This window comes from Longilinea arvoryzae (genome assembly GCF_001050235.1).
Lineage (GTDB): Bacteria > Chloroflexota > Anaerolineae > Anaerolineales > Anaerolineaceae > Longilinea > Longilinea arvoryzae.
Window position 1 is genome coordinate 3716300 of sequence record NZ_DF967972.1, and the last position, 23725, is coordinate 3740024.

At 59.4% G+C, this 23725-nt stretch carries 24 protein-coding genes and 1 riboswitch; of the genes, 11 read left to right on the top strand and 13 right to left on the bottom strand.

What is annotated here, in order from left to right:
• Window positions 1-53 precede the first annotated feature (53 nt).
• Genes tgt through LARV_RS16690 form a run of 4 tightly spaced genes read left to right on the top strand, consistent with a single transcriptional unit; the run spans window position 54 to window position 4265 of the window.
• A complete protein-coding gene (gene tgt / locus LARV_RS16675; RefSeq protein WP_075074702.1) occupies window positions 54-1163 on the top strand; it encodes a tRNA guanosine(34) transglycosylase Tgt in 1110 nt (369 codons plus the stop codon).
• On the top strand, window positions 1160-1972 hold the full coding sequence (locus LARV_RS16680) for a class I SAM-dependent methyltransferase (RefSeq protein ID WP_075074703.1): 813 nt from the start codon (window positions 1160-1162) through the stop codon (window positions 1970-1972). The genes tgt and LARV_RS16680 overlap by 4 nt, the downstream gene beginning before the upstream one ends.
• Before the next feature lie 3 nt (window positions 1973-1975).
• Window positions 1976-2794: a class I SAM-dependent methyltransferase gene (locus tag LARV_RS16685; protein ID WP_075074704.1), complete on the top strand. Its 819-nt coding sequence runs from the start codon at window positions 1976-1978 to the stop codon at window positions 2792-2794.
• Window positions 2784-4265, top strand: coding sequence for a hypothetical protein (locus LARV_RS16690; RefSeq protein ID WP_075074705.1), 1482 nt, complete (start codon window positions 2784-2786; stop codon window positions 4263-4265). The genes LARV_RS16685 and LARV_RS16690 overlap by 11 nt, the downstream gene beginning before the upstream one ends.
• 349 nt (window positions 4266-4614) lie before the next feature.
• On the opposite strand, the gene LARV_RS16695 is transcribed toward LARV_RS16690, so the two are convergent.
• Complete coding sequence (locus LARV_RS16695) at window positions 4615-5361, bottom strand: RsmE family RNA methyltransferase (protein WP_236709998.1); 747 nt, start codon at window positions 5359-5361, stop codon at window positions 4615-4617.
• Window positions 5362-5486: 125 nt separating this feature from the next.
• On the opposite strand from LARV_RS16695, the gene LARV_RS16700 reads away from it, so the two are divergent.
• A complete protein-coding gene (locus LARV_RS16700; RefSeq protein WP_075075279.1) occupies window positions 5487-6161 on the top strand; it encodes a queuosine precursor transporter in 675 nt (224 codons plus the stop codon).
• Between the two features lie 15 nt (window positions 6162-6176).
• On the opposite strand, the gene rsmI is transcribed toward LARV_RS16700, so the two are convergent.
• Window positions 6177-6920, bottom strand: a complete 744-nt coding sequence (gene rsmI, locus LARV_RS16705; RefSeq protein ID WP_075074707.1) for a 16S rRNA (cytidine(1402)-2'-O)-methyltransferase — start codon at window positions 6918-6920, stop codon at window positions 6177-6179.
• Between the two features lie 328 nt (window positions 6921-7248).
• Between rsmI and LARV_RS16710 the strand changes: the two genes are divergently transcribed.
• Complete coding sequence (locus tag LARV_RS16710; RefSeq protein WP_236709999.1) at window positions 7249-9069, top strand: PAS domain-containing protein; 1821 nt, start codon at window positions 7249-7251, stop codon at window positions 9067-9069.
• A gap of 42 nt (window positions 9070-9111) precedes the next feature.
• On the opposite strand, the gene LARV_RS16715 is transcribed toward LARV_RS16710, so the two are convergent.
• The 5 genes from LARV_RS16715 to LARV_RS16735 all read right to left on the bottom strand — a co-directional run bounded on the left by LARV_RS16715 (window position 9112) and on the right by LARV_RS16735 (window position 13338).
• A complete protein-coding gene (locus tag LARV_RS16715; protein WP_075074709.1) occupies window positions 9112-10566 on the bottom strand; it encodes a S8 family peptidase in 1455 nt (484 codons plus the stop codon).
• Window positions 10567-10628: 62 nt separating this feature from the next.
• The gene (locus LARV_RS16720; RefSeq protein ID WP_083522654.1) at window positions 10629-11411 is read right to left on the bottom strand and encodes a nucleoside phosphorylase; all 783 of its coding nucleotides are present in this window, start codon (window positions 11409-11411) and stop codon (window positions 10629-10631) included.
• 21 nt (window positions 11412-11432) lie between these two features.
• Window positions 11433-12122: a DNA alkylation repair protein gene (locus tag LARV_RS16725; RefSeq protein ID WP_075074710.1), complete on the bottom strand. Its 690-nt coding sequence runs from the start codon at window positions 12120-12122 to the stop codon at window positions 11433-11435.
• The gene (locus LARV_RS16730; RefSeq protein ID WP_075074711.1) at window positions 12085-12957 is read right to left on the bottom strand and encodes a DNA-methyltransferase; all 873 of its coding nucleotides are present in this window, start codon (window positions 12955-12957) and stop codon (window positions 12085-12087) included. The genes LARV_RS16725 and LARV_RS16730 overlap by 38 nt, the downstream gene beginning before the upstream one ends.
• Before the next feature lie 30 nt (window positions 12958-12987).
• Window positions 12988-13338 (bottom strand): hypothetical protein, encoded by a 351-nt coding sequence (locus LARV_RS16735; RefSeq protein WP_075074712.1) that lies wholly within the window; start codon window positions 13336-13338, stop codon window positions 12988-12990.
• 194 nt (window positions 13339-13532) lie between these two features.
• On the opposite strand from LARV_RS16735, the gene LARV_RS16740 reads away from it, so the two are divergent.
• Window positions 13533-13793, top strand: coding sequence for a DUF1952 domain-containing protein (locus LARV_RS16740; RefSeq protein ID WP_075074713.1), 261 nt, complete (start codon window positions 13533-13535; stop codon window positions 13791-13793).
• 3 nt (window positions 13794-13796) lie between these two features.
• Here the strand turns inward: LARV_RS16740 and LARV_RS16745 are convergent, their stop codons facing one another.
• Window positions 13797-14360 (bottom strand): GNAT family N-acetyltransferase, encoded by a 564-nt coding sequence (locus LARV_RS16745; RefSeq protein ID WP_075074714.1) that lies wholly within the window; start codon window positions 14358-14360, stop codon window positions 13797-13799.
• A gap of 15 nt (window positions 14361-14375) precedes the next feature.
• On the bottom strand, window positions 14376-14810 hold the full coding sequence (locus LARV_RS16750; protein ID WP_152031833.1) for a hypothetical protein: 435 nt from the start codon (window positions 14808-14810) through the stop codon (window positions 14376-14378).
• 147 nt (window positions 14811-14957) lie between these two features.
• On the opposite strand from LARV_RS16750, the gene LARV_RS16755 reads away from it, so the two are divergent.
• Window positions 14958-15665 carry a cysteine hydrolase family protein gene (locus LARV_RS16755; RefSeq protein ID WP_075074716.1) on the top strand — a complete coding sequence of 236 codons (708 nt, stop codon included), beginning with the start codon at window positions 14958-14960 and terminating at the stop codon, window positions 15663-15665.
• Window positions 15666-15740: 75 nt separating this feature from the next.
• Here LARV_RS16755 and LARV_RS16760 read toward each other — a convergent pair whose 3' ends face one another.
• Both LARV_RS16760 and LARV_RS16765 read right to left on the bottom strand, forming a co-directional pair.
• Window positions 15741-16718 (bottom strand): hypothetical protein, encoded by a 978-nt coding sequence (locus tag LARV_RS16760; RefSeq protein WP_075074717.1) that lies wholly within the window; start codon window positions 16716-16718, stop codon window positions 15741-15743.
• A 113-nt stretch (window positions 16719-16831) separates the two neighbouring features.
• Complete coding sequence (locus LARV_RS16765) at window positions 16832-17317, bottom strand: adenosine-specific kinase (protein WP_075074718.1); 486 nt, start codon at window positions 17315-17317, stop codon at window positions 16832-16834.
• A 127-nt stretch (window positions 17318-17444) separates the two neighbouring features.
• Between LARV_RS16765 and LARV_RS16770 the strand changes: the two genes are divergently transcribed.
• From LARV_RS16770 to LARV_RS16780, 3 genes are all read left to right on the top strand, one after another.
• Entirely contained in the window at window positions 17445-18368 is a 924-nt protein-coding gene (locus LARV_RS16770; RefSeq protein WP_075074719.1) for a ribonuclease Z, read from the top strand.
• 119 nt (window positions 18369-18487) lie between these two features.
• Window positions 18488-18596, top strand: a riboswitch (SAM riboswitch).
• Between the two features lie 71 nt (window positions 18597-18667).
• Window positions 18668-19879: a methionine adenosyltransferase gene (gene metK / locus LARV_RS16775; RefSeq protein ID WP_330219128.1), complete on the top strand. Its 1212-nt coding sequence runs from the start codon at window positions 18668-18670 to the stop codon at window positions 19877-19879.
• A 275-nt stretch (window positions 19880-20154) separates the two neighbouring features.
• On the top strand, window positions 20155-21054 hold the full coding sequence (locus LARV_RS16780) for an NAD(P)-dependent oxidoreductase (RefSeq protein WP_075074720.1): 900 nt from the start codon (window positions 20155-20157) through the stop codon (window positions 21052-21054).
• 111 nt (window positions 21055-21165) lie between these two features.
• On the opposite strand, the gene LARV_RS16785 is transcribed toward LARV_RS16780, so the two are convergent.
• Together LARV_RS16785 and LARV_RS16790 are read right to left on the bottom strand one after the other, a co-directional pair.
• The gene (locus tag LARV_RS16785; RefSeq protein WP_236710000.1) at window positions 21166-21606 is read right to left on the bottom strand and encodes an NUDIX hydrolase; all 441 of its coding nucleotides are present in this window, start codon (window positions 21604-21606) and stop codon (window positions 21166-21168) included.
• A gap of 57 nt (window positions 21607-21663) precedes the next feature.
• A complete protein-coding gene (locus LARV_RS16790; RefSeq protein WP_075074722.1) occupies window positions 21664-23538 on the bottom strand; it encodes a S9 family peptidase in 1875 nt (624 codons plus the stop codon).
• Window positions 23539-23725: the final 187 nt, after the last annotated feature.

The window sequence follows — 23725 nt, forward strand, 5'->3', positions numbered from 1 at the left end:
CTTTCATCTCACCGCTTGCGCCTTAGGCGTTCTTAGGGCATAATTCCCCGCAGATGAGCACTCCTGAATTTTCGAAATCCCTTAAACTGAACCACGGCACGCTGGAATTCCCGGTTTACATGCCGGACGCGACTTTTGGCGTGGTGCGAACCGTCGATTCGAATGATCTGCACAGCGCCGGCATCCAAGCGCTGGTGATGAACACCTTTCACCTCATGCAGCGCCCGGGTTCTTCGACCATCCAGTCCCTGGGCGGGCTGCACCGCATGAGCGCCTGGGACCGTCCCATCATTACTGATTCGGGCGGTTTTCAGGCTTATTCGCTGATTCGACAGAATCCACGATTCGGCAGGATGGACGAGAAAGGGATCACCTTTCAACCCGAAGGCTCGGATCGCAAATTCCAGCTCAGTCCAGAGAAATGCATCCAGCTCCAGGTGGCTTACGGGTCGGATGTGGTCATCTGTCTGGATGACTGCACGCACGTGGACGCTTCCGAAGAAGAACAGCATAAATCGGTCGACCGGACCATCTCCTGGGCCAAGCGCTGCAAGGATGAATTCAAGCGCCTGATGCGCCAGAAGAAACTGGATGAAGACAAACGCCCGCTTATCTTTGGCGTCATCCAGGGCGGCGGCATTCCCGCGCTGCGCAAGCAGTGTGCGGATGCGCTGCTGGAGATCGGCTTCGACGGTTTTGGCTTCGGCGGCTGGCCGCTGGACGGCGATGGCAACCTGCTGACCGACATCCTGGCCTACACGCGCTCGTTGGTGCCGCCAGAACTGCCCATGCACGCGCTGGGCATTGGCCATCCTTACAATGTGGTGACCTGCTGGGACCTGGGCTACGGCATCTTCGACTGCGCCATGCCCACCCGGGATGCGCGCCACGGCCGCCTGTATACCTTCGCCAACCCGTCCGGGGCCGATGGCGGCTTGAACGGCGATTGGCTGCGTTATCTCTACATCAACGACGAGCGCCACATCCGCTCCGATCAGCCGATTTCGCCGTATTGCACCTGCCCGGTGTGCCGGAATTATTCCGCCGGCTATTTGCACCACCTCTTCAAGCTCAACGACAGCCTCTTCCTGCGCCTGTCGACGCTGCACAACCTCAGCTTCATGGCCCAACTCACTGACCGCATCCGCCTGAGGCCGCAGTGAACGATCCGGCATTGGAAGCCATTGTCGCGGAAGTACAGTCCTCGGCCAGGTATCGCGCCATCCATCCCGGCCTGGTGCGGCGCATTGCCGCGTTGGAGCTGGCCAAGGGGCGCAAGCCTAAGGAAACCGTCAAGGCGGTGCGCAACAAACTCCACCAGATCGGCGGCGCCTACCAGGAAACACCTATTGACTATGCGAAGTTAATGTCCGAACTGGAGACTCTGCCCACGCAATTGGATGACCCGACCCTGCAGGCCTTCTGCCGGCGCGCAATGCAGCAGCACGCCTCCACCCGCGAACGCCTGCCCATCCTCGAGCAGCTCTTCGCCCAGGCGCTGGCGCCGCTGGCCCCCCTGACCTCCCTGCTCGACCTGGCCTGCGGGCTCAACCCGCTGGCGTTGCCCTGGATGCCCCTGGCCCCGGACGCGCCGTATTATGCCTGCGATATCTATGCCGACCAGATCGACTTCCTCAATCGTTTTCTGACGCACGTTCACCGGCCCGGGCGCGCCGAACTGTGCGACCTGACCGCGGAGCTGCCTGCGCAGCGCGTCCAGGTGGCCCTGCTGCTCAAAACCATCCCCTGTCTCGAACAGGTGGATAAAGCCATTGCCCCGCGCCTGTTGGATCATATTCCCGCCGAACACCTGCTGGTCTCCTTCCCCGCGCGTTCGCTGGGCGGGCGTGGCAAGGGCATGCCTGTAAATTACGAGGCTCACTTTATGGAACTGGTCGCCGGCCGAAATTGGAAGATCGATCGTTTTCAATTCAGCAGCGAACTGGCCTTTCTGGTCAGCCGGGAAGGATGAAGCATGCCTTCTGACGTTTCCATCCAGGCCCTGGTGGATGAGCTGCTGAACAGCCGCAAGTATCGCGATTTGAACCTGCCGGTCGAAACCGTGCGCGACCTGCTCGAACAGGAGCTGCCGCGCCATCGCAATCCCAAGGACGCCCTTAAAGCCGTGCGCCACAAGCTCCATACCATCGTCGCGCCCTACCTGGGCGACCCCGACTATACCCGGGTCGCTGCCGATTTGCAGGCCGCCAGCGCTGCCGGTCCGGCTGTGCTGCGCGAAGCCTGTACCCGCGTCCTGGAAGCACACGCCTCCACCCGCGAGCGTCTGACCGTGCTGGAGGACTTCTACCCGCGCCTGTTCGCGGTCACCGGTGTTCCGGCCACTCTCCTGGACCTGGCCTGCGGCTTGAATCCCTTCGCCTGGCCGTGGATGGGGCTGCCCGCTACGACCCGCTACCACGCCTACGATATTCACGCCCCGCGCGTGGCCGCCATCAATGCCTTCTTTCAAACCCAGGGATTGGCGCCGTTGGCCGAGGTGCGCGATGTGTTGGTCCGCCCGCCGGAAATCGAAGCCGACGTGGCTTTCCTGTTCAAAGAGGCCCACCGCATGGAAGAACGCTCCCGCGGATGCAGCCGGCCTTTTTGGCGGGCGCTCAAGGTGGGCTGGCTGCTGGTTTCGCTGCCCGCCGAGAGCCTGAGCGGCAAGTTCCAACTGGCCGAGCGCCAGCGCGCCCTGGTCAGCGACGCCATCGGCGATGCAGCCTGGCCGGTCACCGAGCTGGTTTTCGGCGCCGAAATGGTCTTTTGCATCGATAAACGCCATGACTCGTAAGAAGAAACGCACCCCCCCCTCCACGACCGCCGGCGCGCCGATCGAGAGCGCCCTGGCGCGCTTCCAACCCCTGCTCGCGCCCGAAGATTACGCCGCCCTGCTGGCCGAACTCGACCGGCCGTTGTATCCGGCTTTCCGCGCCAACTCCCTGAAATGCGACCCTGACTTGGCCCTGCCGCGCTGGGCAGCGCGCTACGGCTGGCAACTGGCAGCCGTGCCCTACTGCCCGACCGGCCGCTGGGTGACCCGGTCCGAGACGCCCATCAGCGCCACGCCCGAACACCGCCTGGGTTTCTATTACATTCAAGACGCCGCCTCGATGCTGCCGCCCGAATTGTTCGACTTCAGCCGCGCATCCGCCCCGCTGATTCTGGACCTGGCGGCCTCACCCGGCGGCAAGACCACCCATATCACCGCGCGCAGCGGCGACCGCGGCCTGGTGATCGCCAATGATTCCTCAGCCGACCGGATCACCGCCCTGCGCATCGTGCTTTCCACCTGGGGCAGCATCAACAACGCGGTCACGCATTTCCCGGGCGAGAAATTTGGCGCCTGGTTCCCCGAGACCTTCGATTACGTCCTGCTGGACGCGCCCTGCTCGATGCAGGGCATTCGCACCACCGAATCGCATCCCATGCGCGCCATCACCGACCATGAAATCTCCGCTCTGGCCGCGCGCCAGGCGCGCCTGTTGGCCTCGGCCTTTCTGGCCCTGCGCCCTGGCGGCCAGGTGGTCTATTCCACCTGCACACTGACGCCGGAGGAGGACGAAGGCGTGTTGGACGTATTGCTGCGCCAGTTTCCCGGCGCGGTGCGGATCGAGGATCTCCAGTCCAGGCTGCCCACTCGGGCTCCGGGCCTTTCAGGCGCCGGCCCGCGCGAATTCGATCCGGCCGTGCAGGGCGCGGCACGCCTGTGGCCGCACCGCTTTGGCACCAGCGGCTTCTTCGCTGCGTCGATTACGAAAACGGCTTCTGTCAGCGCGCCAACCCTGGATGCGCCGTCCCGCCCGCTCGAACGCACCGGTTTCGAACCCCTGACGCCCGCTGAAACGCGCGACATCCTCCAGATATTCCAGGACGCCTACGGTTTCGATTTGAACGCACCGCTCACGACCCAGGATCTCAGCCTGTGGCGGCGCGGCCCGCGCTTGTTTGCCTTCCCGAACGCCTACCTCGAGCGTTTCAGCGCCTTGCCGGTACAGTCCCTGGGGCTGCCGCTGGGCGAGGAAGGCTCCGACGGTTTTCAATTGGCGCACGAATGGGCAGCGCGCTTCGGGCTGCGTTTCCAGAACGGGGTCTTGACGCTGGACGAAATACAATCCCAGGCCTGGCTGCGCGGCGAAGACTTGCCTTTGTCTGCCGCCCACCCCGACGGCGCCACGCTGGTCATCCGCGACGAATGGGATCGCAACCTCGGCCGCGGCCGCGTGCAGGGGGAACGCTTGAAAAATCTATATCCGAGAAGATAACCACCGAGACTCAGAGGGCACTGAGAAGAATTTTGTATTTATAGAAAGAGAAAACGCACCACTGAGTATCGCGTAGGATGGGTTGAGGGGTGGAATTGCGCGGATTCTGGATTTAAAAATCTCCCAACCCGAAACCCATCATTACGGCTGCTGCAAGGAAGTTTAGCCGGGCAGTTGAGAGCCGCGGCAAGAACTGGGGAGACTAACCATGAGACACGGAGAATGTGGAAGAAAGAAAAATTATACCTGGTAATCACCGCCGACTTCAAAAGAATTGTAAAATCACAACTTCTTTCTTTTCTTCTCATTTTCTTCGTATTTCTTCTCTGCGAGCTCGGTGTTTCTGTGGTTATCCCTCTTCCAACTCATCCAATGCCAATGCCGTAGCCACCACCGCCGCGGTTTCCATGCGCAGGATGCGCTCGCCCAACGACACCGCCTGCACACCGGCCGCGCGTCCGGCGGCAATTTCTTCTTCCGATAAGCCACCTTCCGGCCCGATCAACATGCCCAGTTTCGGCGCCGGCGCCGCTTTCAAATTTGCCAGCGCATCCCGCAGGCGCAGGCTGTGCTCGCCCTCCCAGGCCACCAGCGTCAGGTCGTTCTCAGCGCGCGCGCTGCGCAGCGCCGCCGCCCAGTTCAATGCCGGGTGCAAGGCCGGGATGCGTCCGCGGCCGCACTGTTCAGCCGCTTCGCGCAGAATGGCTTCCCAACGGGCGCGTTTGCGTTCCACTTCACGCCCATCCTGCACCAGGCTGCGCTGCGTCACCAGCGGAACGAAAGCCGCCGCGCCCACCTCGGTGCATTTTTGCAGCATCCATTCGAATTTCTCGCGCTGCGTCAGCCCAAGGTACAGCGTCAAACGGGTTCGAGGTTCACCCCGGGCCGGCAGTCGTTGAAGGACTCGGCCGCTTACCCTTTCCGGCGCCACCATTATTAATTCGATATCCGCCTGCCGACCCTGATTATCCAACGCAATCACCTGCGCGCCCGATTTCAGGCGCAGCACGCGCGCAATTTGATGCCCGATTTCATCCGGAAACTGAAATTCGTCGTTTTTCAACAATTCAGGAGGTAAAAAGAATCGATGAGTCATAGTCATTCCGCTGTAAAACGATTATACTTGCATGCCTTGAATTCGATCCTCTTGAGTGTACTGAAGAACAAAAATTGAACCAACCCTCTTCTGAAAACCGTATTTACCGCTATCTCGACCTGGTGATGGTGCTTTTTGTGACCGTCCTGCTGGTCAGCAACATTGCCTCATCGGCCAAAATCGTCGATTGGGGCGTTTCCATCTTCGGCGTTCCGCTGGCCTTCGACGCCGGAACCATCCTCTTCCCGGTCAGTTACATCTTCGGGGATGTGCTTACCGAAGTCTACGGCTTCAAGCGCTCCCGCCGGGTCATCTGGGCCGGGTTTGGCTGTCTGACTCTGGCTGCGCTGGTCTTCGCCGTCGTGCGGGCACTGCCCGGTGAAGCCGCCTGGCAGGGCTACGCCGGCCAACCGGCTTACGACGCCATCCTGGGCGGCATGAGCAGCGGCGGTATTGTGCTGGCCTCTTTGTCCGCCTACCTGGTGGGCGAGTTCAGCAATTCGGTCATCCTGGCCCGGGTGAAGGTGATTACGAACGGCAAATGGCTTTGGGTGCGCACCATATCCAGCACGCTGATCGGCGAGGGGTTCGACTCGTTCATCTTCATCCTGATCGCCTCCCTGTTCGGCGTGTTCCCCTGGGAGCTGTTCGGCACGCTGGTGCTGACCAATTACATCTTCAAGGTCAGCGTGGAAGTGCTCATGACCCCGGCCACCTACGCCGTGGTGACGTTCCTGAAACGCGCCGAGAGCGAAGACTACTTCGACCGCCACACGCGCTTCAACCCCTTCGCGCTGTAAATTCGCCCGATTCGATCAGTCGACGCCGCGCCCGCTGGACGCGGCGTTTTCATATTTATTCCTGTGTACGGGCTTTGCCGACCCCGCGGGGATTTCTTCTTTACCGGCGATGACCACGCAATATTCTCCGCGCGGCGCGTTGGCTTTGACCCATTCGATCAATTCGCTCAGGCGACCGCGCTGGACGGTTTCGAAGAGTTTGGTGAGGTCGTTGGCCACGGCAGCCGGACGGTCGCCGTAGACCGAGAGCGCGTCCTCCAAAAAAGCCAGGAGGCGAAAAGGACTTTCATAAAAGATCAAGGTGTGCGGCGATTGGCTGTCGATTTCCAAAAAGCGACGCCGCGGGCCGCCCTTGTGGGGTGAAAAACCTCTGAAGGTGAAGCTGTTGACCGGCAGCCCGGACAGGATCACCGCCATGATGAGCGCCGTCGGCCCGGGGATGGCAGTCAATTCCAGCCCCTCCGCGATCACGCTGCGCACCAGGATGAAACCCGGGTCAGAGACCGAAGGCGTGCCCGCGTCCGTCACCAGCGCCACGTTCTGTCCGGCGCGCAGCGCTTCGAGGATCTTCGGCAGCACGCGCTCTTCATTGTCTTCACGGAAGGAGAGCTGCGGTTTGTGAATCTCGAAGTGTTTGAGCAGAAAACCGGTCTTGCGCGTGTCCTCGCTGATGACCAGGTCCGCGTTCTTGAGCGTATCCAGAGCGCGCTGCGTGATATCTCCCAGGTTACCGATCGGAGTTGACACCAGATAAAGCATGGCAGAAATCCATTGGAAAGATTCTTACTTGAAAAACACCTGACGAGAGTATATCATGGTTTTATTCCCGGTTTTTTTAAAAATCGTTTGTTTGAACATGTCCCAACAGCCTTCCTTCTGGCCTGTCTTACCCGCCTGCTGTCTGGCGCGATCTGCCCAGGAACACAGCCAGTTGATTGCACGCCTGGAAAGAGCGGCTGATCTCGAAGGCAAGCATGTATTATGGATCCAAGCGGATCCTTGCAACCATCCAGACGACCGACCGCCCGGCCGGTTTCATTGTCTGAGTTTTCCCGAATTTTCCACTTTTTCACATCAAGATCTGCTGATGTTCTATCAGTCGACCTTGCCGGGGAATGTGGTCGTTCTGGCCGATTCACCCAACCTGGAGCAGGATCACCAGTTGCATTTCATGGCGGTGGCGACGGGGATCTCACCCATTTGCATTTATCGCCAGGATCAGATCGATCCAAACCGCCTGCTGCAGGTCATCGCCGAGCACCGGCATATTCTGACTCTGGACGGCTGGATCGATCAGCTTGCCGAAGATTCACGGACACTCGAAGAAATCCCCGAATTTCTCAACGGCCCGGCGCGTTTTCGTTTGGTGACCAACAGCATCCCGTATCTGCTGGCTTACCTGGACCGGGATGTTACCTATCGTTTCATCAACGATCCCTTCTGTCAGTGGTTCGGACTGCCCCGTTCAGCCATTCTGGGCCATCGCATGCGTGAAATTATCGGTGAGACGGCTTTCGAGAACGCCAGGCCTCACATTCAACTGGCGCTAGCCGGGCACAAAACCAGTCTGATCAATCACATCCGGCACGCGGATGGTTCCATTCATATCGCACGCCTCACCTACATTCCCGACCGCCAGCCGGATGGACAGGTGCGCGGTTTTATCTCCAGCATCGATGACATCACTCGCCAGGTCGAAATGGAAGAGCAACTTCGCCAGAGCGAACATCGCCTGCGTACGGTCATCACCAATATTCCCATCGTGGTCTTTACCCTGGATAAAGATGGTATTTTTACCCTTTCCGAGGGCAAAGGGCTGCAAACCCTCGGATTGGAGCCCGGCCAGATGGTCGGGCAATCCGTTTTCGAAGTCTACCGGGGCAACGAATCCTTATTGGATTGTGTCCGGCGCGCCAGTTCGGGTGAATCATTCCGGGACCTGGTGGGTGACCTGGATGGCCATATCTTCGATACATGGTATTCTCCGCTGGTGGACGGCCAGGGCCAACAACAGGGTGTTCTGGGAATTGCAGCGGATGTTACCGAACGGACGCAGACGGAACTGGCCCTGAAAAACAGCGAAGAACGGTACCGTGCCCTCGTTGAAAATCAAGACGAAGCGGTCTTGATCGTGGACGCCGAATTGCGGATCGAGTATCTCAACCTGGCCGCGGAAGGGGTTCTCCGGCGTCCGGTATCTCAAATGATCGACCAAAAGTTGACAGACTTATTTCCCCCTGAGCAGCGTGCGATTCTGCTCGAGCAATTCGACGCCCGCAAGAAGAACGAGCGCAGTACATATGAATTGAGCTATCTTTTACCGGCCGGCGATCAGGTCCATTTACTCATCACCGCCACACCGCGATTCGATCCAAACGGTAAATTTCAGGGCAGCTTTGCGGTGATTCGCGATATCACTGAGCGGAAACTGGTGGAGGAAGATTTACGTTATCGCAGTACGCACGACGCCCTGACCGGCCTGCATAACCGTTTCTTTTTCGAAGAGGAACTCTCCCGCCTGGAGGAAAACCACCGCCAATCGATCAGCATGCTGATGGTCGACCTGGATGGCCTCAAGAAGATCAACGACACCCGCGGACATTTTGCCGGCGATGAGGCGCTGCGTCTGGTGGCCCAACTGCTGCGCGCCTGCCTGCGCGGTGAGGATCTGGTAGCCCGCCTGGGGGGCGATGAATTTGCCGTGCTGCTGCCCAACACGCGATCCGCTGAAATGGAGCGTATCATCGCGCGCATGCGCCGGATGATCCGAAAATTCAATCAAAGGCGCCCCGAAATGCCGATTTCCCTATCGATCGGCGGCGCCACCGCCCTGCCCGGCGCTTCGCTGCGCAGAGCCCTCGAAAAAGCGGATCAGCAGCTTTATGAGGAAAAGAAGCAAAAGATTTAGCTTCTGCTTCTTCGGGATTGAAACCCCGGCCGGACGATTTTTTTATTTTCCAATCAGTGGAAAATAAGTTTTTTGAGTTAAAAATGGCTCCAGGATCTTAATCAGCGCCGGCACCAGGCGGATGCGAGGCTTGGTGATGTAGTTGCGCGAATCAAAGACCGGCAGCCCGGTATTGACCAGCGCAGCCTGGATATCATCTGGGGTGGCCAGTGGATTCACCGACATCAACACCGCCCACGCGCCGGCCACATGCGGAGCCGCCATGGAGGTGCCGCTCTTCATTCCAAACCCTCCGCCAGGAATGGAAGAATTGATCACTGCGCCCGGCGCCAGCAGGGTCAGGAAAGAAGCGCTATTGGAATAATAGGAAATGGCATCCACCGTTGCGCCGGAACTTCCGTCTCCGGTGGATCCGACGCTGACGGCGCTGGATATGCAGGCCGGCGCGCTCAGGGCGCTGGAATAGCCGTTATTGCCCGAGGCGATCACAGTAACGATGCCTGCCGTGCGCAGTTGGTCGATGATCAGCTTTCGATCGTCGCTGTCGCACGGTGTGGTAAAGCTGCCCCCACCCAGGCTCATATTGACGGCAGCGATATCATACGTATCGCGCAGCTCGTAGACGCGTTCCAGCCCTTTGATCTGGTCGGACGTCCAGGTCAGGGCGCAGGGTTGGGTGCTTCCGCAGTAATCGACGCTGTCGAATCTGGAAAAGATTTTTATGGCGATCAGGGTGGCATCTTTGGCCACCCCGGAAAAGGACACACCGTTTCCGGCCGCGATACCGGCCACGTGCGTCCCGTGATCGCAGCCGCTGATTTCCAGGCTGCACGGCAGCCCCGCTCCTGTATCGATCGATTCGCTCACCCCACCCGGGCAAACGCTGCTGGAATAATGAACTGCATCGGTCGTCGAGTAACAGGCTTCCGATACCACTTTACCCGCCAGGAAGGGATGGGTCTTGTCGACGCCCGTATCCAGAATGGCGATGGTCTGGCCCGCGCCGGTGTAGCCGATGGCCCAGGCAGAAGTTGCGCCGATCAACGGCGTGCTTTCGGCCAGCGTTGGCGCCACCGGAATATCCTCCTGGATGTCGCTGACCAGCCCGGACGCCAGTGCGGTTTGCAGCCCTTTGGCCGTCAGGGTGGCCGCCACTAGAGGCAGCGTCGCGAACCGGAAGGGAGAGCCGAGTGTCATCCCGGCCAAATGCGCGACCAACGCCTGCTGGGCGGCCCCGATCTGGGCGCGTTGGGCCGCAACGGCCGCTGCGTTGCTCAATAGTCCTTCCGGCTTGAACGCGCCCTTCACCCGCAGGAGAACGCGCAGGCTGCCCTGCTGCCCGGCCTTTTCCAGGAGCGGCTGGACCTGGGCGGTTAGTATTGAATCCGGTCCGTCGCCCGGATCGGACTGTGCTTTTACCGCGCTTGCGCCGGACAATGCAAATATCAGAATGATTAATCCAAACAATAAGCGCTGAAATACCGTTAAAAATCGCATTGCTACTTTAGGACTCTCCAGAACTCCATATTACTCGATTCCCTTTTTCATTTCCAGGGCTGTCATCCCAACTTGCTGCACGCCTCCACAGCCAACCAGAAGAGCGCCGTGCGGACATCGCCGCGCGCAATCCAATCCCGAAAATCCCACCCCTCCGGCGTCACCAGATCGCCGCCGTAGACCACCTGCCCGCAGGTCACGCCGCGGAATTGCGCCAGCGCGAAAAAGGCGGAGGCTTCCATCTCCACCACCAGGCAGCCCTCTTCAACGCGCCGGGTGCGCCGCGCCTTCGTCTCGCGGTAAATGGCGTCCGTCGTCCAGCTCTTCCCCAGGCGGTAATCCACCTTGCGGTTCCGCAGGGTCTCTTCCAACGCTGCCACGGCCGCGGGACTGGCCGCTGCCTCGCGGGTAGGCGGAAGATAGTGATACGAGGTGCCCTCGTCGCGCACCGCCGAGGTAATCACCACCGGGTGACCGACGGCAATATCGCGTTTGAGCACCCCGCAGCCGCCGCAGGCAATGAAGTGCCGCCCGCCGCAGGAAATGGCTTCTTCCATAAAGCCAACCGCCAGCGGCGCCCCCACCCCGGGGTGCATGACCAGCAGGCTGGTTCCGTCCTGCTCGACCTGGTAAATGGGATTGGCGCCGGCCTCCGAACGCAGCTCGCCGACCTTGCGCAGCTCGCCGGATTGAGCCAACGAGTCCAATACCTCCCTGAAAAAGCACAGCACCCAGCGTTGGGGCGGATTTTCGAGGCGCAATTTGACCTGCGGGTTGAGGATCGCCGCGGGGTCGGGATCGAATTCGAACAGCGGAAATTCAGGGTTCAAATCAGAGGGTGTCATTTGGCCGCCTTGAAAGTAAAATCATCGAATGCGTTCTGGCTTTTCGAGTTCGCGCAGCGCGTCCCGGGCAATCCAACGCGCGCTGGGAGATTCAATGGCCAGCATCTGCTGCGCGGTCTGGATGGCGCCCTGGCACAGGGCGGCATTGCGTTTGCCGATCTGGCGCAGCGCCCAGTTGATCGCCTTGCGGACGAAATTACGCTCGTCGTTCGCGTATTCTAGCATCAAAGGGAAATAATTCTGGAAAGACTGGTCCGGCAGATCCCGGCGGTGGACCGCCTGCACGGCCATCAGCACGAATCCGGCCCGGCGGACGAATTCTTCGGGCCGATGGGGCCAGGTCCGTGCCATTTCCAATCCCAGCGGATGCTCGCCGAACAGGTTCATGCACACCTGATCGCACACGTCCCACGAGTCGAAATCCTGCACCCAGGCTTCCATTTGCTCGCGGGTGATCGATTGCGGATCGTCCACCAGGCTGGCCAGGATGCGCGCTTCGTGAATACGGGTCGCCCACAACTGCAGCGCCAGATCATGGCTGCGCTGGCGCCCTTTGGCCAGCCCGCGCAGCGCCGGCATGGAGATGCCCAGTTGATGGGCCGGGCGAATGCCAAACCGCCGCTGGCCTTCCACGTTCCGCGGGTCGGCCAGCGCGTTCAGGCGCGCCAGAATTTCATCCAGCGTCAGGGGTGGTTGTTTGGGTGGGGTCATAGCCGATCCATTCGATGGCGTCGCAGCCGACGAAGCGTTTCGCCATCACCTGCAGCGCCTGGGGATTGTCGTCGATCAGGATGAACTGGCGTCCCGACTCCAGGCAGGCCGCGCCGGTGGTGCCGCTGCCGGCGAAGAAATCCAACACCACCCCGCCCTGGGGTGAGGAAGCCTGCACGATGCGGCGCAGGATTCCCAGCGGCTTCTGGGTGGGGTAGCCGGTCTTTTCGTGGCTGTTGGTCGGCACGATGGTGTGCCACCAGGTATCCGTGGGCAGCTTGCCGCGCGCGGCCTTCTCGGGTCCCACCAGCCCGGGCGCCATGTAAGGGATGCGCTCGATGGCTTCCAGGTTGTAAATATAATCGTGCGGATTCTTCGCATACCACAGGATATTGTCGTGTTTGGCCGGCCACTTCTTTTTGGTGCGTCCGCCGTAATCGTACGCCCAGATGATCTCGTTCAGGAAGGAATCCCGCCCGAAGATGCCGTCCAGCAGCACCTTGCAGTAATGTACTTCGCGGTAATCGATGTGAAAGTACAGGCTGCCGTTGGCCTTCAACAGCCGCCGAGCTTCGATCAGGCGCGGCTCGAGGAAGCCCAGGTAATCGTCGAACTGATCGTGGTAGGCGCGCTCGCCGAGCGAAACTGTGCGGTAGCTGTGGCCTTGAAAACCCACCCGATCCCCGTTCTCCTCGTCACGCACAGTCTGAATCTGGGTGCGCGCCTGCACCCGCCCCGTGTTGAAGGGCGGATCGATGTAGATCAGGTCGATGGACTCGGATGGGAGCGTTTTTAGGATGGATAAATTGTCAGCGAAGTAGATTTGGTTGGCCATGCGAGAATTTTAACACAGGAATACAAACGCTTATCCCTTCAACGCGCGTATCTCTTCCTCTAACTGCGCCACGCGCTCCATCAACCCGGCCTGCCGCGCGACCAGCCGCCCGAAGCCGAACAGCAGTCCCGCCAGCCCGCCCATCACGATCACCCCGATGATGCCGGCGTTGATCAGGACACCCTTCATGGGGCCCAGAACCATGCCCGCGATCGGTCCCAGGCCAAGCATCCCGGCCGTGGCGCTGATGTTTTCCAGCGCGCCGGGAATGCTGATCACGCCCCACAGGAGGACCAGCGTCACCAGTCCCATGATCCCGGCCAGAATGTAAAAAATGATGCTCAAAACAGAAATGTTCGACTTTCGTAAACTGGCATCCATTCCATATTTCCTTTTGAGTTCAAATGCACTTATCTGTGAATTTTAATAAATCGCCGGCGCTGCGATTTCATCCATCACCCCCATCACCGTACTTTCATTCTACTCAATGATTCTCGATTTGAGTTAGAATCTCATCCGGCCTCGATCCGATTGCCGCTCGAAGCCGGATCCTGTTCGATGAAACGCTGAAACGCATGATCGAAACCATCACTCGCGAATTACGTGGCCTGCCGGAATGGGTGCTGCGCGAATACTTTACCAAATTGGGCGGCTTGCCGCAGCCGGACGGCAGTTACGCCGGCGACGGCTGGCAGGCGCGCCTGATCCAACAGCCGGACCTCAAGCGTGGGGGAATGACTTTTTGCGTCTACCGGCTCGAGTTCAGCGGCGAGCAAGACGTTTTGCGCGTGGTCTGGCCGCAGTTCGAACTCAAGATCCTGCGGCCCGGCGGTTAATTCCTAAACCCGCACCACGCTGGCAAATCGGGCCCGGAATTCGTCCTCCAGCAGGTCCATGAGGATACCGTCGTAGGCTTTGCCGCAGATCCAGCGCGCGTCCCGCCGCCGTCCGATTTCCTGAAAGCCCAGGCTGCGGTAGCAACGGATGGCGGGCTCGTTGAACGCGAACACGCCCAGCATGATACTGTGCAGGTTGAGCAGGTTAAAACCGAAATCGAGCAGCAGGCGCATGCTCTCCCGACCGTAGCCCTTGCCGCGGCAGTCCTTTTCACCGATGAAAATACCTGCCATGGCGCTGCGATCTACCAGGTTCACGTCGAACAGCAGGCAGCGCCCGATGGCGCGCCCGCTTTCATTTTCCAGGATGGTAAACACGCGTCCCTGGCGCTCGGCCGTTTCGCGCACATCCATCTGCGCCCGTTCGGCTCCATACAGAATGTAAGCTTCGTCCCCCAGCGGAAGGGTGACTTCCGGATCGTTCAGCCATTTTGCCCACAGGGCAGCGTCCTCGGGCGCAACCGGCGCCAGAAAGACCCGTTCACCGCTTATTTTTGGATCATGCATTGCTCTTCTCCGATTTCAGTCATGCCGCATGCTATCCAGCGTGCGAATAATGCCGATCAACCCGGCCACCCCCAACCCCAACCCGGCTATCAATTGCGGCACAAACAGCGGCACGGCAAGTGCGCTTTGCAAAAGCACCCACACCGTAAAACGCTCGTGGATTCGAGATAACACGGGATAAAAAAGCAGATAGTACGCCGATCCGGATTGCCACAGTCCGATGATCAGCGCGCCCAGGCTGAGAATCAGCAGCGCGGGCCCTTTGCGGCGGTTGATATGCGGCGCTTCATCCTGTTCGACCAGTTCGATGTACGCCTCTGCCTGTTGCCAGGTGCAGCCCTCGAGCCGGCACAATTCCAGAATCAAATCGTCCCGGTTGGCGTCATTACCAAGCCGGCGGATGAGCCAGGCTGTCCGTTCTGCTTCGTCCATAGAGTTCAATTTTAGCATACCGCGCCGCATCCTCCGGCCGTTTTTGGCCTGCACTTGACAGGTGCGCCGAAGCAGGTACAATTTGTGTAGATTTTACACAAAGCACAACAACACGCTGGTCAAAGCGCCATACAGCGGATCACTACAAATCGAGGAGTCGTGAACATGTCCGAAAATCTGGAATCCACAGGACAATCTTTCCTGGCTTATTTAGATGAATGGATGTCTGCATTACCCGAGAAAACCCTGGAACAGGCTGCGCCCGTTCCAGGTGAGGCGGCGGTCATCTCGGTCGATCTGGTAAATGGTTTTTGTTCGGTCGGGCCGCTGGCCAGCCCGCGCGTCAACGACATCGTTCCCGCGTGCGTGGCCCTGTTCAAGCGCGCCTGGGCGCGCGGCATTCGCCATATCGTCCTCGCCCAGGACACCCACGAGCCGGATGCGCTCGAGTTCGAGGCCTGGCCGCCCCATTGCGTTCGCGGCACACAAGAATCCGAAGCCGTGGATGCCATCCGGGCGCTGCCGTTCTACGCCGAAATGACCACCATAAAGAAGAACAGCATTCACTCCTGGTTGAATACATCCCTGGCGGCCTGGATGGAGGACCATCCCGAGATCCAGACCTATATCGTCGTCGGCGACTGCACCGACCTGTGCGTCTACCAGATGGCCATGCACTTGCGCCTGGAAGCCAACGCCAAACACATCCAGCGCCGTGTGATCGTTCCGGCCAACTGCGTGGCCACTTATGATTATCCGGTCGACATCGCCCGCCAACAGGGCGCCCTGCCCCACCCCGGCGATTTTCTGCACGCCACTTTCCTGTACCACATGGCATTGAACGGCATCGAAATCGTTTCGAAAATCCTTTAATCCATACTCATGGGATATCAAAAGGGCTGGAGGCACTTACACCTCCAGCCCTTGTAATTTATCCTATTCCGCTGGTTATGGCTGCGGATTGTTCCAGTAGCTCATCTCTTCGATGCGGATGGTGAATTCCTTCTGCTCCTTGCCCTGCGCGGCAAAGACGCCGAAGTAACCTTCCTTGAAGGTGCTGTCCTTGACTTCCTTGATCAGTGAGCCGTTGAGATAGACCAGCAACCGGTCGCCGATCATCATCGCGCCCACCCGATTGAGTTGATCGGCGCCAGAAACGATCTTGTCGCTGGCCGTCCAGGGGATGAGCGTGGTCATCTTGCCGCTTGTGCCCTCGCGCCCGTTCCACAGGCGCAAAGAGTACTTGCCGTCGCAACTGACGCTCAACAGATAGCCCTGATCGGGATCGTTCAGATCGGGCACGCGGAAGATGATGCCGTAATAGTCATTGGAGTTGCAATTGCCCGAACGCACCGACATTTCGATGTAAGCGTCGCCGATCTTTGGCCAGGTCAACCGCCAGCCAGCGATCGTCTTCAGGGCCGTCAATTGCAGACTGCCGCCGGAAAAGTCGATCTTGGTGAAATCGCTGTCGCCCGTCGGCCAGTTATCGGAGCCGTCCATCGTATCCGTCCAGGCCGGTTTGCCCAGTTTTGCGCGTGGATCATCGCCGGAAGGCACCGCGGTTGGGGCCTGGGTGGCTCCGCCCTGCGGCGTAAAGGTCGCCACGGGGGTCAGGTTTTCGGTTGGCGTACCCTGCGGAGCCTCGGTGGTTGCGGTAGGCGCGGGCTGCGTGAGCGTGGCTACGGTAGTCGCCACCTCCAGGGTGGCCGAGGGGGCCAGAGTGGGCAGCGTTTGAGTCTGCGCGGCTTGTTGAGGCGCCTGACCGGTGACGGTCGGCATGGCGGTCAGAATACTGGCCACGCGTGTGGCCATATCACTATCCGATTCGGAAGTCGGGGCAGTGGAACCACCCGGCAAGGGCAAACCGCTGCAGGCCGAGAGGAGAAAAACCAACGCCAGGAACAGGGGTAAAACCTTCTTCATAAGAACGCTCCTTCGTGTTGAAACAATACCAGACAGGTCGGCTTGACCCGTCTTGTTTTAGACGAGCGCGATGACGCGAAAGTTCCCATGCAAGAGTCCTGCCAGATCACTGGTCAAAGTTTATAACCGATCTTACGCAGCAGTCCTTTACGCCAGGCGATCCCCTCTTCGTCTTCGATACCCTTGGGCGCGACTCCATCGATTACGCCCAGAATGCCGCGTCCCTGGCCATTGTCAGCCAAAATGACCTCGGTATCATTGGCCGTTGCGCAAAATACGTTGACCACTTCCGGCACGTTGAGGACTGTTTTGAGAACATTGATGGGGTAGAAGCCTTCCCCCAGAAAGAGGATAAAACTGTGTCCGGCGCTGATGGCCAACGCGTTCTTTTTGGCCAGCTCGATTAAATCTGCGTTCGTCCCGCTCCAGCGCACCAGGCACGCTCCGGAGGCTTCGCAAAAAGCCAGCCCGAACTGGATGCCAGGGACAGCGCCGACCAGCGCTTCATGGATATCCTCGACGGTCTTGATAAAATGGGATTGTCCCAGTATAAAATTCATGTCTTCCGGTTTTCCGATCCGGACGCTCAACACTTCCATGGCGATCCTCCTTGGGTTATTGCATCGAATCCAATTGTACACTCGCTTGGGCCTTTAATTGCTCCAACGGGCGGATGCAACTTGGGGTAAAATAAGGCACACTTCTTGAAAGGAATCATCCAAGCCCTTGTTCGAAGTCGTTTTTCTTGGCACATCGGCATCCGCGCCTTCGGCGAAACGCAATTTACCCGCGCTGGTTGTCAAGCACGATGAATACCGATTCCTCATCGACTGCGGCGAAGGAACCCAGCGCCAGATTCTGCAATCCGGCATCGGATTCAAGCGCCTCAACCGTATTTTAATCACCCACGGCCATCTCGACCATATCCTCGGGCTGGCCGGTTTGCTGTCTACCTTCATGCGTTGGGAATCGATCGAAGAACTTGAAATTGCAGGCGCCGCCAGCGCCATCGATCGCATCCGCGAACTGCTGTATGGCGTGGTGCTGCGCGGAACGCGCCCGCCCATGCCGGTGCAGCTGCATGCCATCGAACCGGGCCTGTATTTCGAAGGTGAAGATTTTACCATCACGGCCTTTCCGGTGCACCACCGCGGAGCCGAAAGCCTGGGGTATGTGTTCGATGAAAAAGGGCGCCGGCCTTTCCTGCCGGATAAAGCCGAAGCGTTGGGCATTCCGCCCGGCCCCTGGCGGCGCGACCTGGTGGATGGCCGGCCCGCCACCCTGCCGGATGGCCGGATCATCCAACCCGAGGAAGTGTTGGGGGATTTCCATCCCGGCACGCGCCTGGTGGTGATTGGCGATTCGGGCGAGACCGACAGCCTGGTGGAATTCTGCCGCGGCGCGGACGCACTGATCATCGAATCGACCTATCTGGATGAGGAAGCGGATATGGCCAAACAATTTGGCCATCTCACAGCTCGCCGTTCAGCCGACCTGGCCGTGCGCGCCGGGGTGGGCCAGCTCTTGCTCACGCACATTTCCCGCCGCTACCGCGAAAAGGATGTCCAGCAGGAAGCCCAGGAAGTGTTCGCCAACACCACGGTGGCCCGCGATTTTGATACTTTCCAGGTCAAACGCTCCGGCGAATAGGGACTTTCATCCTTGTTTCGGATCCCGGAGCCCTTTGACTCGGGCTCTTACAGCGACCTTTGACAGCCGTTGAGGTTTGTGATAAACTGCTGCCTAATCACATATAGCCCCAGATGGCGCTCTTATCCAGAGAGGTGGAGGGACCGGCCCGACGAAACCTCGGCAACCTGCTAAACCAAACGGTTTTTCAAGGTGCCAATTCCGGCAGAAAGTTCTGGAAGATGAGAGGGAAGCGAATCGATGATATAGAATTGCCCCTCCTATCCAGATGGGGCAATTCTTTTTTTGGAGGACACTGGATGAATACCTCGTTTATGAATTCGGCCAAATATCTGTTCACCTCGGAATCGGTGACGGAAGGCCATCCTGACAAGCTGTGCGATCAGATCAGCGACGCCGTGCTGGATGCCTGCCTCGAGCAGGATCCGCGCTCGCGTGTGGCCTGCGAAACCGCGACCAAGACCGGTTTCGTGATGCTGCTGGGCGAAATCACCACCAATGCGACTCTCAACTACGACCAGCTCGTTCGCCAGACGATCCGCGAAATTGGTTATGACGACAGCGCGAAGGGTTTTGACGCCAATACCTGCGCTGTCCAGGTGGCCATTGCCCGCCAGTCCGGCGATATCGCCATGGGCGTGGACAAAGCCCTCGAAGCCAAGGAAGGCGAGGTGACCGAGGCCGAGGTCGAATCCATCGGCGCCGGCGACCAGGGGATGATGTTCGGCTTTGCCTGCAATGAGACCCCCACATTGATGCCCATGCCCATCTACCTGTCGCACAAGCTCACCCACCGCCTGGCAGAAGTGCGCAAGAGCGGCGAACTGCCCTGGCTTCGCCCGGACGGCAAATCGCAGGTGACGGTGGAATACCACTTCGGCAAACCCGTTCGCGTCGATACCGCCCTGATCAGCACCCAGCATTCCCCGGAAGTATCCCATCACGACATCGAAGAAGCCGTCTTCGAGCATGTCATTGTGCCGGTCATCCCCGAAGGTCTGCGCGACGAAGGACTCAAGGTCTTCGTCAATCCCACCGGCCGCTTCGTCATTGGCGGTCCGATGGGAGATGCGGGCGTCACCGGCCGCAAGATCATCGTCGATACCTACGGCGGTATGGGGCGGCATGGCGGCGGCGCTTTCTCGGGCAAGGACCCGACCAAGGTCGACCGCTCGGCCGCGTATGCAGCCCGCTGGGTCGCCAAGAACGTCGTCGCTGCCGGCCTGGCCGAGCGCTGTGAACTGCAGGTCGCCTATGCCATCGGCGTGGCGCACCCGTTGAGCATCAACGTCGAAACCTTCGGCACCGGCGCCGTCCCCGACGATGAGATCGCTGAACTGGTCAAGAAATACTTCGACCTGCGTCCCGGCGCCATCATTCGCGATCTCAACCTGCGCCGCCCGATCTACCGCAAGACGGCCGCCTACGGTCATTTCGGCCGCGAAGATGCCGATTTCACCTGGGAACGCACCGACCGCGCCGATGTTCTGCGCAAAGCCGCCGGTCTGTAATCCTTCATTGCTGCACACAACGCCCGCTTTCACTCGAAGGCGGGCGTTTCTTTCCCAGAGCAGGTGATTTTCACAGGTCGCTTTGCGCGTGGATTTTATAGTATGATTCGCGCTGCGGAGAAGACCCCGATATCCACGAACGACACGGAACTAGAAAAAAGCTTTACAGAATAAATTCCGATTGATTCCCATCATTCTTCTTTCGTGTGTTTCGTGCATTTCGTGGTCGATAAAAAAGCCTTTTTCTCAAGTTTCATCGATAGCGTGGAGGGAATATGCTCAAGGTAGGATATATCGGTCTGGGATTGATGGGGAAATCGATCGCCCGCAACATTCTCAAGGCGGGCTTTCCGCTGGTGGTGCACAACCGCAGCCGGGCTGCCGTGAATGAACTGGTCGCCGAAGGCGCAACCGCGGCCTTCAGCCCGGCCGAAGTCGCCCACCAGGTGGACGTGGTGTTCACCAATTTACCCGATTCGCCGGATATCGAGAAGGTCGTCCTCGGGCCGGACGGGATTTTACAGGGCGCGCATGCCGGCATGATCTACGTCGATAATTCGACCATCAAACCGGCCACGGCGCGCGAGGTTGCCCGTCGCCTGGCCGAAGTGGGCGTGGCTGCTCTGGATGCGCCCGTCAGCGGCGGCGACATCGGCGCGCGCAACGCCACCCTGACCATCATGGTCGGCGGGCCGGCCGAGGCCCTGGAAACGGTGCACCCGATCTTTGCGGCGATGGGCAAGACCATCACCCACGTCGGTGAGGCCGGCAGCGGCCAGGTGGCCAAGGCTGCCAACCAGATCATGGTGGCCGCGCAGATGGTAGCCATGGGTGAGCTGCTCGTTTTAGCGCAAAAGACCGGCACCGACCCGGTCAAGGTCATTCAGGCCATCCAGGGCGGCGCTGCCCAGTGCTGGACGCTGGATGTAAAACCCCAACGTCTGTTTGCCGGCAACCGCCAACCGGGTTTCAAGGCCCGCATGCAGGCCAAAGACCTGAATATCGTCCTCGAAACCGCGCGCGAATACGGCGTCAGTATGCCGAGCACGGCGGTCAACGCCCAGCTCTTCAACGCCATGTCGACTCTGGGCATGGGCGACCTGGATAATTCGGCCGTCATTGCCATCCTCGAACAATTGGCGGACACTCACCTGAAAGAAGAAAAACCCGAATAACTGCGGATCGTTTCGCATCGATCCACCCGGATCATACCGTAAATGAATAATAAAGAGGTACCCACCGAGAGAACAAGCTTCCCGGTGGGTATTTTTACTCGATTGCCAGGTTCAAATCCTTTTCTGCTTGATCTTCTGATCGAGTTCCCATAAAGCTGTCTTATTGCTATCAAATTTGAGCAACTGAATGGCCGGAATGTAATCCACCCAGCGATATTCGCTGTGTTCCGCGGACAAAACGATATCGGTTGTTTTCACTCTTGCCGCAAATGAGTATTCGGGAATCACCAGACAATCGACTCCCCATTCTTTTCTGGATTTCGTCGAGAAGTTCTCTGTGGGGATACTGCAAGTCGATTCGAGCGGATAGAAAAAGGTGTTTTCCTTGATGCCGGTTTCTTCCCATGTTTCCCGCTTTGCGGCTTCGAGGGGTGTTTCTCCAGCCTCGCCGCCGCCCGCGATGAACTGCCAGATTAACATATCGGAACGCCGAAGAATGCAATATTTTGCTGCATCGCCTTCCTGCGTAAAAGGAATGATCAAAACCTGCATTCTTGCCCGTGACATCCAATGCCCTCCACTGGCCTCGGGATGATGTTCCGAGAAACCTTAACCTGCCAGGGATAATTGTTCAATCAGGAACCGCTCCATGCTCAAAATGAAATCCAGCCGGGTTTCACGCTTGCGGAAGCGATGCCCCTCGCCCGCATACAGACGGTACAGGTGCGGCACGTCGTTGCGCCGCAAGGCAGCGACGATTGCCTCCGATTGGCTCTTCGGCACCACCCGATCTGCATCCCCCTGGAAAATGGCCAGCGGGTCTCGAATGGCGTCGGCGTGAAACTCGGGCGACCAATCGTAATATTTCGAATCGGCCTGCGGTCGCGGACCGATCAGGCGCGCATTTGAATAACGCTCGAATTTGTGGGTGTCCTCGTCCAGTTTGAACAGGTTGCTGACCCCATAGGCGTCGATCGCCGCGTGAAACCGGCCCGGATAACGGATTAGGGTATTCAACACGGTATATCCGCCGGCGCTGGAACCATACAGCGCCAGCCGGTTTCCGTCCGCCAGGTTTGCCGCCGCCAATCCGTCTCCGGCTGAAATTGTGTCCAGCACGTCCAGCTCACCCCAGCGGCCGTTAAGCGCACGCTGGTAGGACCGCCCATAGCCCGTGCTGCCGCGATAGTTGACCTCCAGCCACCCAAAACCGCGCGAGGTGAAATATTGCGCCTCCTCGTTGAATTCCGCCACGGCCTGCAGGGTCGGGCCGCTGTGGACGCGGATAATGGCCGGGGGCAGCCCTTCCCAGGTGAAATCCGGGTTGGTCGGCGGGTAATACAGCCCGTGAACCACGCCGCCATCCATACCAATCCAATCCAACGGCCGGGCAGGCGCGAAATAATCGGTTTGAATCGAATCGGCGCCGCCCGTCAGGACCTGTAATCCGTTTGAATCAATGCCCACCAGCCGGGCGGGGTACGCGGAACCGGAGGCAACCAGCGCAATCTTATCTTCCTGAAGGCAGACGCTCAACTGCGCGGCCCAGGTATATCCATCCAGGTTCACGGCCTGACTGTTCCCGCTCAAATCGACAATATTCAAGGAATGGATGCCGGATTGGTTTCGCAAATAGGCCAGACGCCGGCTGTCGCCGTACCAGCCATAGGAGCGGAGTCCCTGCACCCAGGCGGGCGGGACCAATGCAACCCCATCTCCCGATACCAGTTCGCGGCGCTCACCGCGCGAAAGATCCACCAGCACCAGTTGGTCCCATTCGCCGCGATTCGTCAGGCAGCTCAACCAGCGCCCGTCCGGTGAAAAGGCCGGCTGCCCGGCCGGCGCGTCGCTGCCGCCGGCCACCACACTGGATCGGACGATCCTGGGCGGTTCACCGGCCAGCTCGGCCAGGACGACTCTCGAGCCATCCCATGGCATGTCCGGATGATTCCACTCGACCCAGGCCAGACGGTCGCCCGCGGGATGCCAGACCGGGTCCATGTAAAAATCCGCGCCCCAGGCCAGCCGGTCAGGCGCCTGCTTGCCCTGCGCATCGACCCGGTAAAGCGCGTCCATTTCGCCGTCGCTGGCAATGAATACCACCCACCGGCCATCCGGTGATAGCGCCGGGGAGGCCACCGCACCCAGCGGGGGTGTGATCGACCGCGCATCCCCGCTGGCCGTATCCAACCGGAAAAGCTGCCGCCCCTCCCCGACGAAGATCACCGTTCCAGCCTGCACATCGAAGTCGCCCCCGCCGTAGCCAACCCCGCCGCCGATTTCAAATACGGCGCTCAAGATTCGTCTCTCTCCGCCGGCCGGCAGGATCATCAATTGCGTCCCGGCCGGGCCGCGTTCCAGCCAGACTAGATCGCCGGTCTGTCTGTCCCAGCGCACGTCCTGCAAACGGATGCGCCCGGCGCGCGCTTCCGCGGAGAACGGGCTTTGCCACAGGCCAAAGGGTTTCTTTTGAGCCGCCATCATTCCACATTTCCTTCCAGGAGCAGATGGGAAATACGTGCCACAGAGATCACAGAGAGCTCAGAGGAAGAGGAAGATAAGAAAATTGAGAGGGTTAAGTAAAACATCATCCATTTCATATCTTATCGATCGTTTCTCTTCCTTCGAACATTCCTCTCTGAGAACTCTGTGTCCTCTGTGGCTATTCTTC

Bases quoted from the DNA above. Each gene is read 5' to 3' on its own strand.
- LARV_RS16695 (WP_236709998.1), bottom strand. From the start codon at position 5,361: ATGACTCATCGATTCTTTTTACCTCCTGAATTGTTGAAAAACGACGAA.
- LARV_RS16790 (WP_075074722.1), bottom strand. From the start codon at position 23,538: ATGATGGCGGCTCAAAAGAAACCCTTTGGCCTGTGGCAAAGCCCGTTC.
- LARV_RS16730 (WP_075074711.1), bottom strand. From the start codon at position 12,957: ATGGCCAACCAAATCTACTTCGCTGACAATTTATCCATCCTAAAAACG.
- LARV_RS16735 (WP_075074712.1), bottom strand. From the start codon at position 13,338: ATGGATGCCAGTTTACGAAAGTCGAACATTTCTGTTTTGAGCATCATT.
- LARV_RS16740 (WP_075074713.1), top strand. From the start codon at position 13,533: ATGATCGAAACCATCACTCGCGAATTACGTGGCCTGCCGGAATGGGTG.
- LARV_RS16755 (WP_075074716.1), top strand. From the start codon at position 14,958: ATGTCCGAAAATCTGGAATCCACAGGACAATCTTTCCTGGCTTATTTA.
- LARV_RS16745 (WP_075074714.1), bottom strand. From the start codon at position 14,360: ATGCATGATCCAAAAATAAGCGGTGAACGGGTCTTTCTGGCGCCGGTT.
- LARV_RS16765 (WP_075074718.1), bottom strand. From the start codon at position 17,317: ATGGAAGTGTTGAGCGTCCGGATCGGAAAACCGGAAGACATGAATTTT.
- LARV_RS16785 (WP_236710000.1), bottom strand. From the start codon at position 21,606: ATGCAGGTTTTGATCATTCCTTTTACGCAGGAAGGCGATGCAGCAAAA.
- LARV_RS16700 (WP_075075279.1), top strand. From the start codon at position 5,487: ATGGTGCTTTTTGTGACCGTCCTGCTGGTCAGCAACATTGCCTCATCG.
- LARV_RS16690 (WP_075074705.1), top strand. From the start codon at position 2,784: ATGACTCGTAAGAAGAAACGCACCCCCCCCTCCACGACCGCCGGCGCG.
- LARV_RS16750 (WP_152031833.1), bottom strand. From the start codon at position 14,810: ATGCTAAAATTGAACTCTATGGACGAAGCAGAACGGACAGCCTGGCTC.
- LARV_RS16720 (WP_083522654.1), bottom strand. From the start codon at position 11,411: ATGACACCCTCTGATTTGAACCCTGAATTTCCGCTGTTCGAATTCGAT.
- LARV_RS16685 (WP_075074704.1), top strand. From the start codon at position 1,976: ATGCCTTCTGACGTTTCCATCCAGGCCCTGGTGGATGAGCTGCTGAAC.
- LARV_RS16710 (WP_236709999.1), top strand. From the start codon at position 7,249: ATGTTCTATCAGTCGACCTTGCCGGGGAATGTGGTCGTTCTGGCCGAT.
- LARV_RS16760 (WP_075074717.1), bottom strand. From the start codon at position 16,718: ATGAAGAAGGTTTTACCCCTGTTCCTGGCGTTGGTTTTTCTCCTCTCG.
- LARV_RS16715 (WP_075074709.1), bottom strand. From the start codon at position 10,566: ATGCGATTTTTAACGGTATTTCAGCGCTTATTGTTTGGATTAATCATT.
- rsmI (WP_075074707.1), bottom strand. From the start codon at position 6,920: ATGCTTTATCTGGTGTCAACTCCGATCGGTAACCTGGGAGATATCACG.
- LARV_RS16725 (WP_075074710.1), bottom strand. From the start codon at position 12,122: ATGACCCCACCCAAACAACCACCCCTGACGCTGGATGAAATTCTGGCG.
- tgt (WP_075074702.1), top strand. From the start codon at position 54: ATGAGCACTCCTGAATTTTCGAAATCCCTTAAACTGAACCACGGCACG.
- LARV_RS16780 (WP_075074720.1), top strand. From the start codon at position 20,155: ATGCTCAAGGTAGGATATATCGGTCTGGGATTGATGGGGAAATCGATC.
- metK (WP_330219128.1), top strand. From the start codon at position 18,668: ATGAATACCTCGTTTATGAATTCGGCCAAATATCTGTTCACCTCGGAA.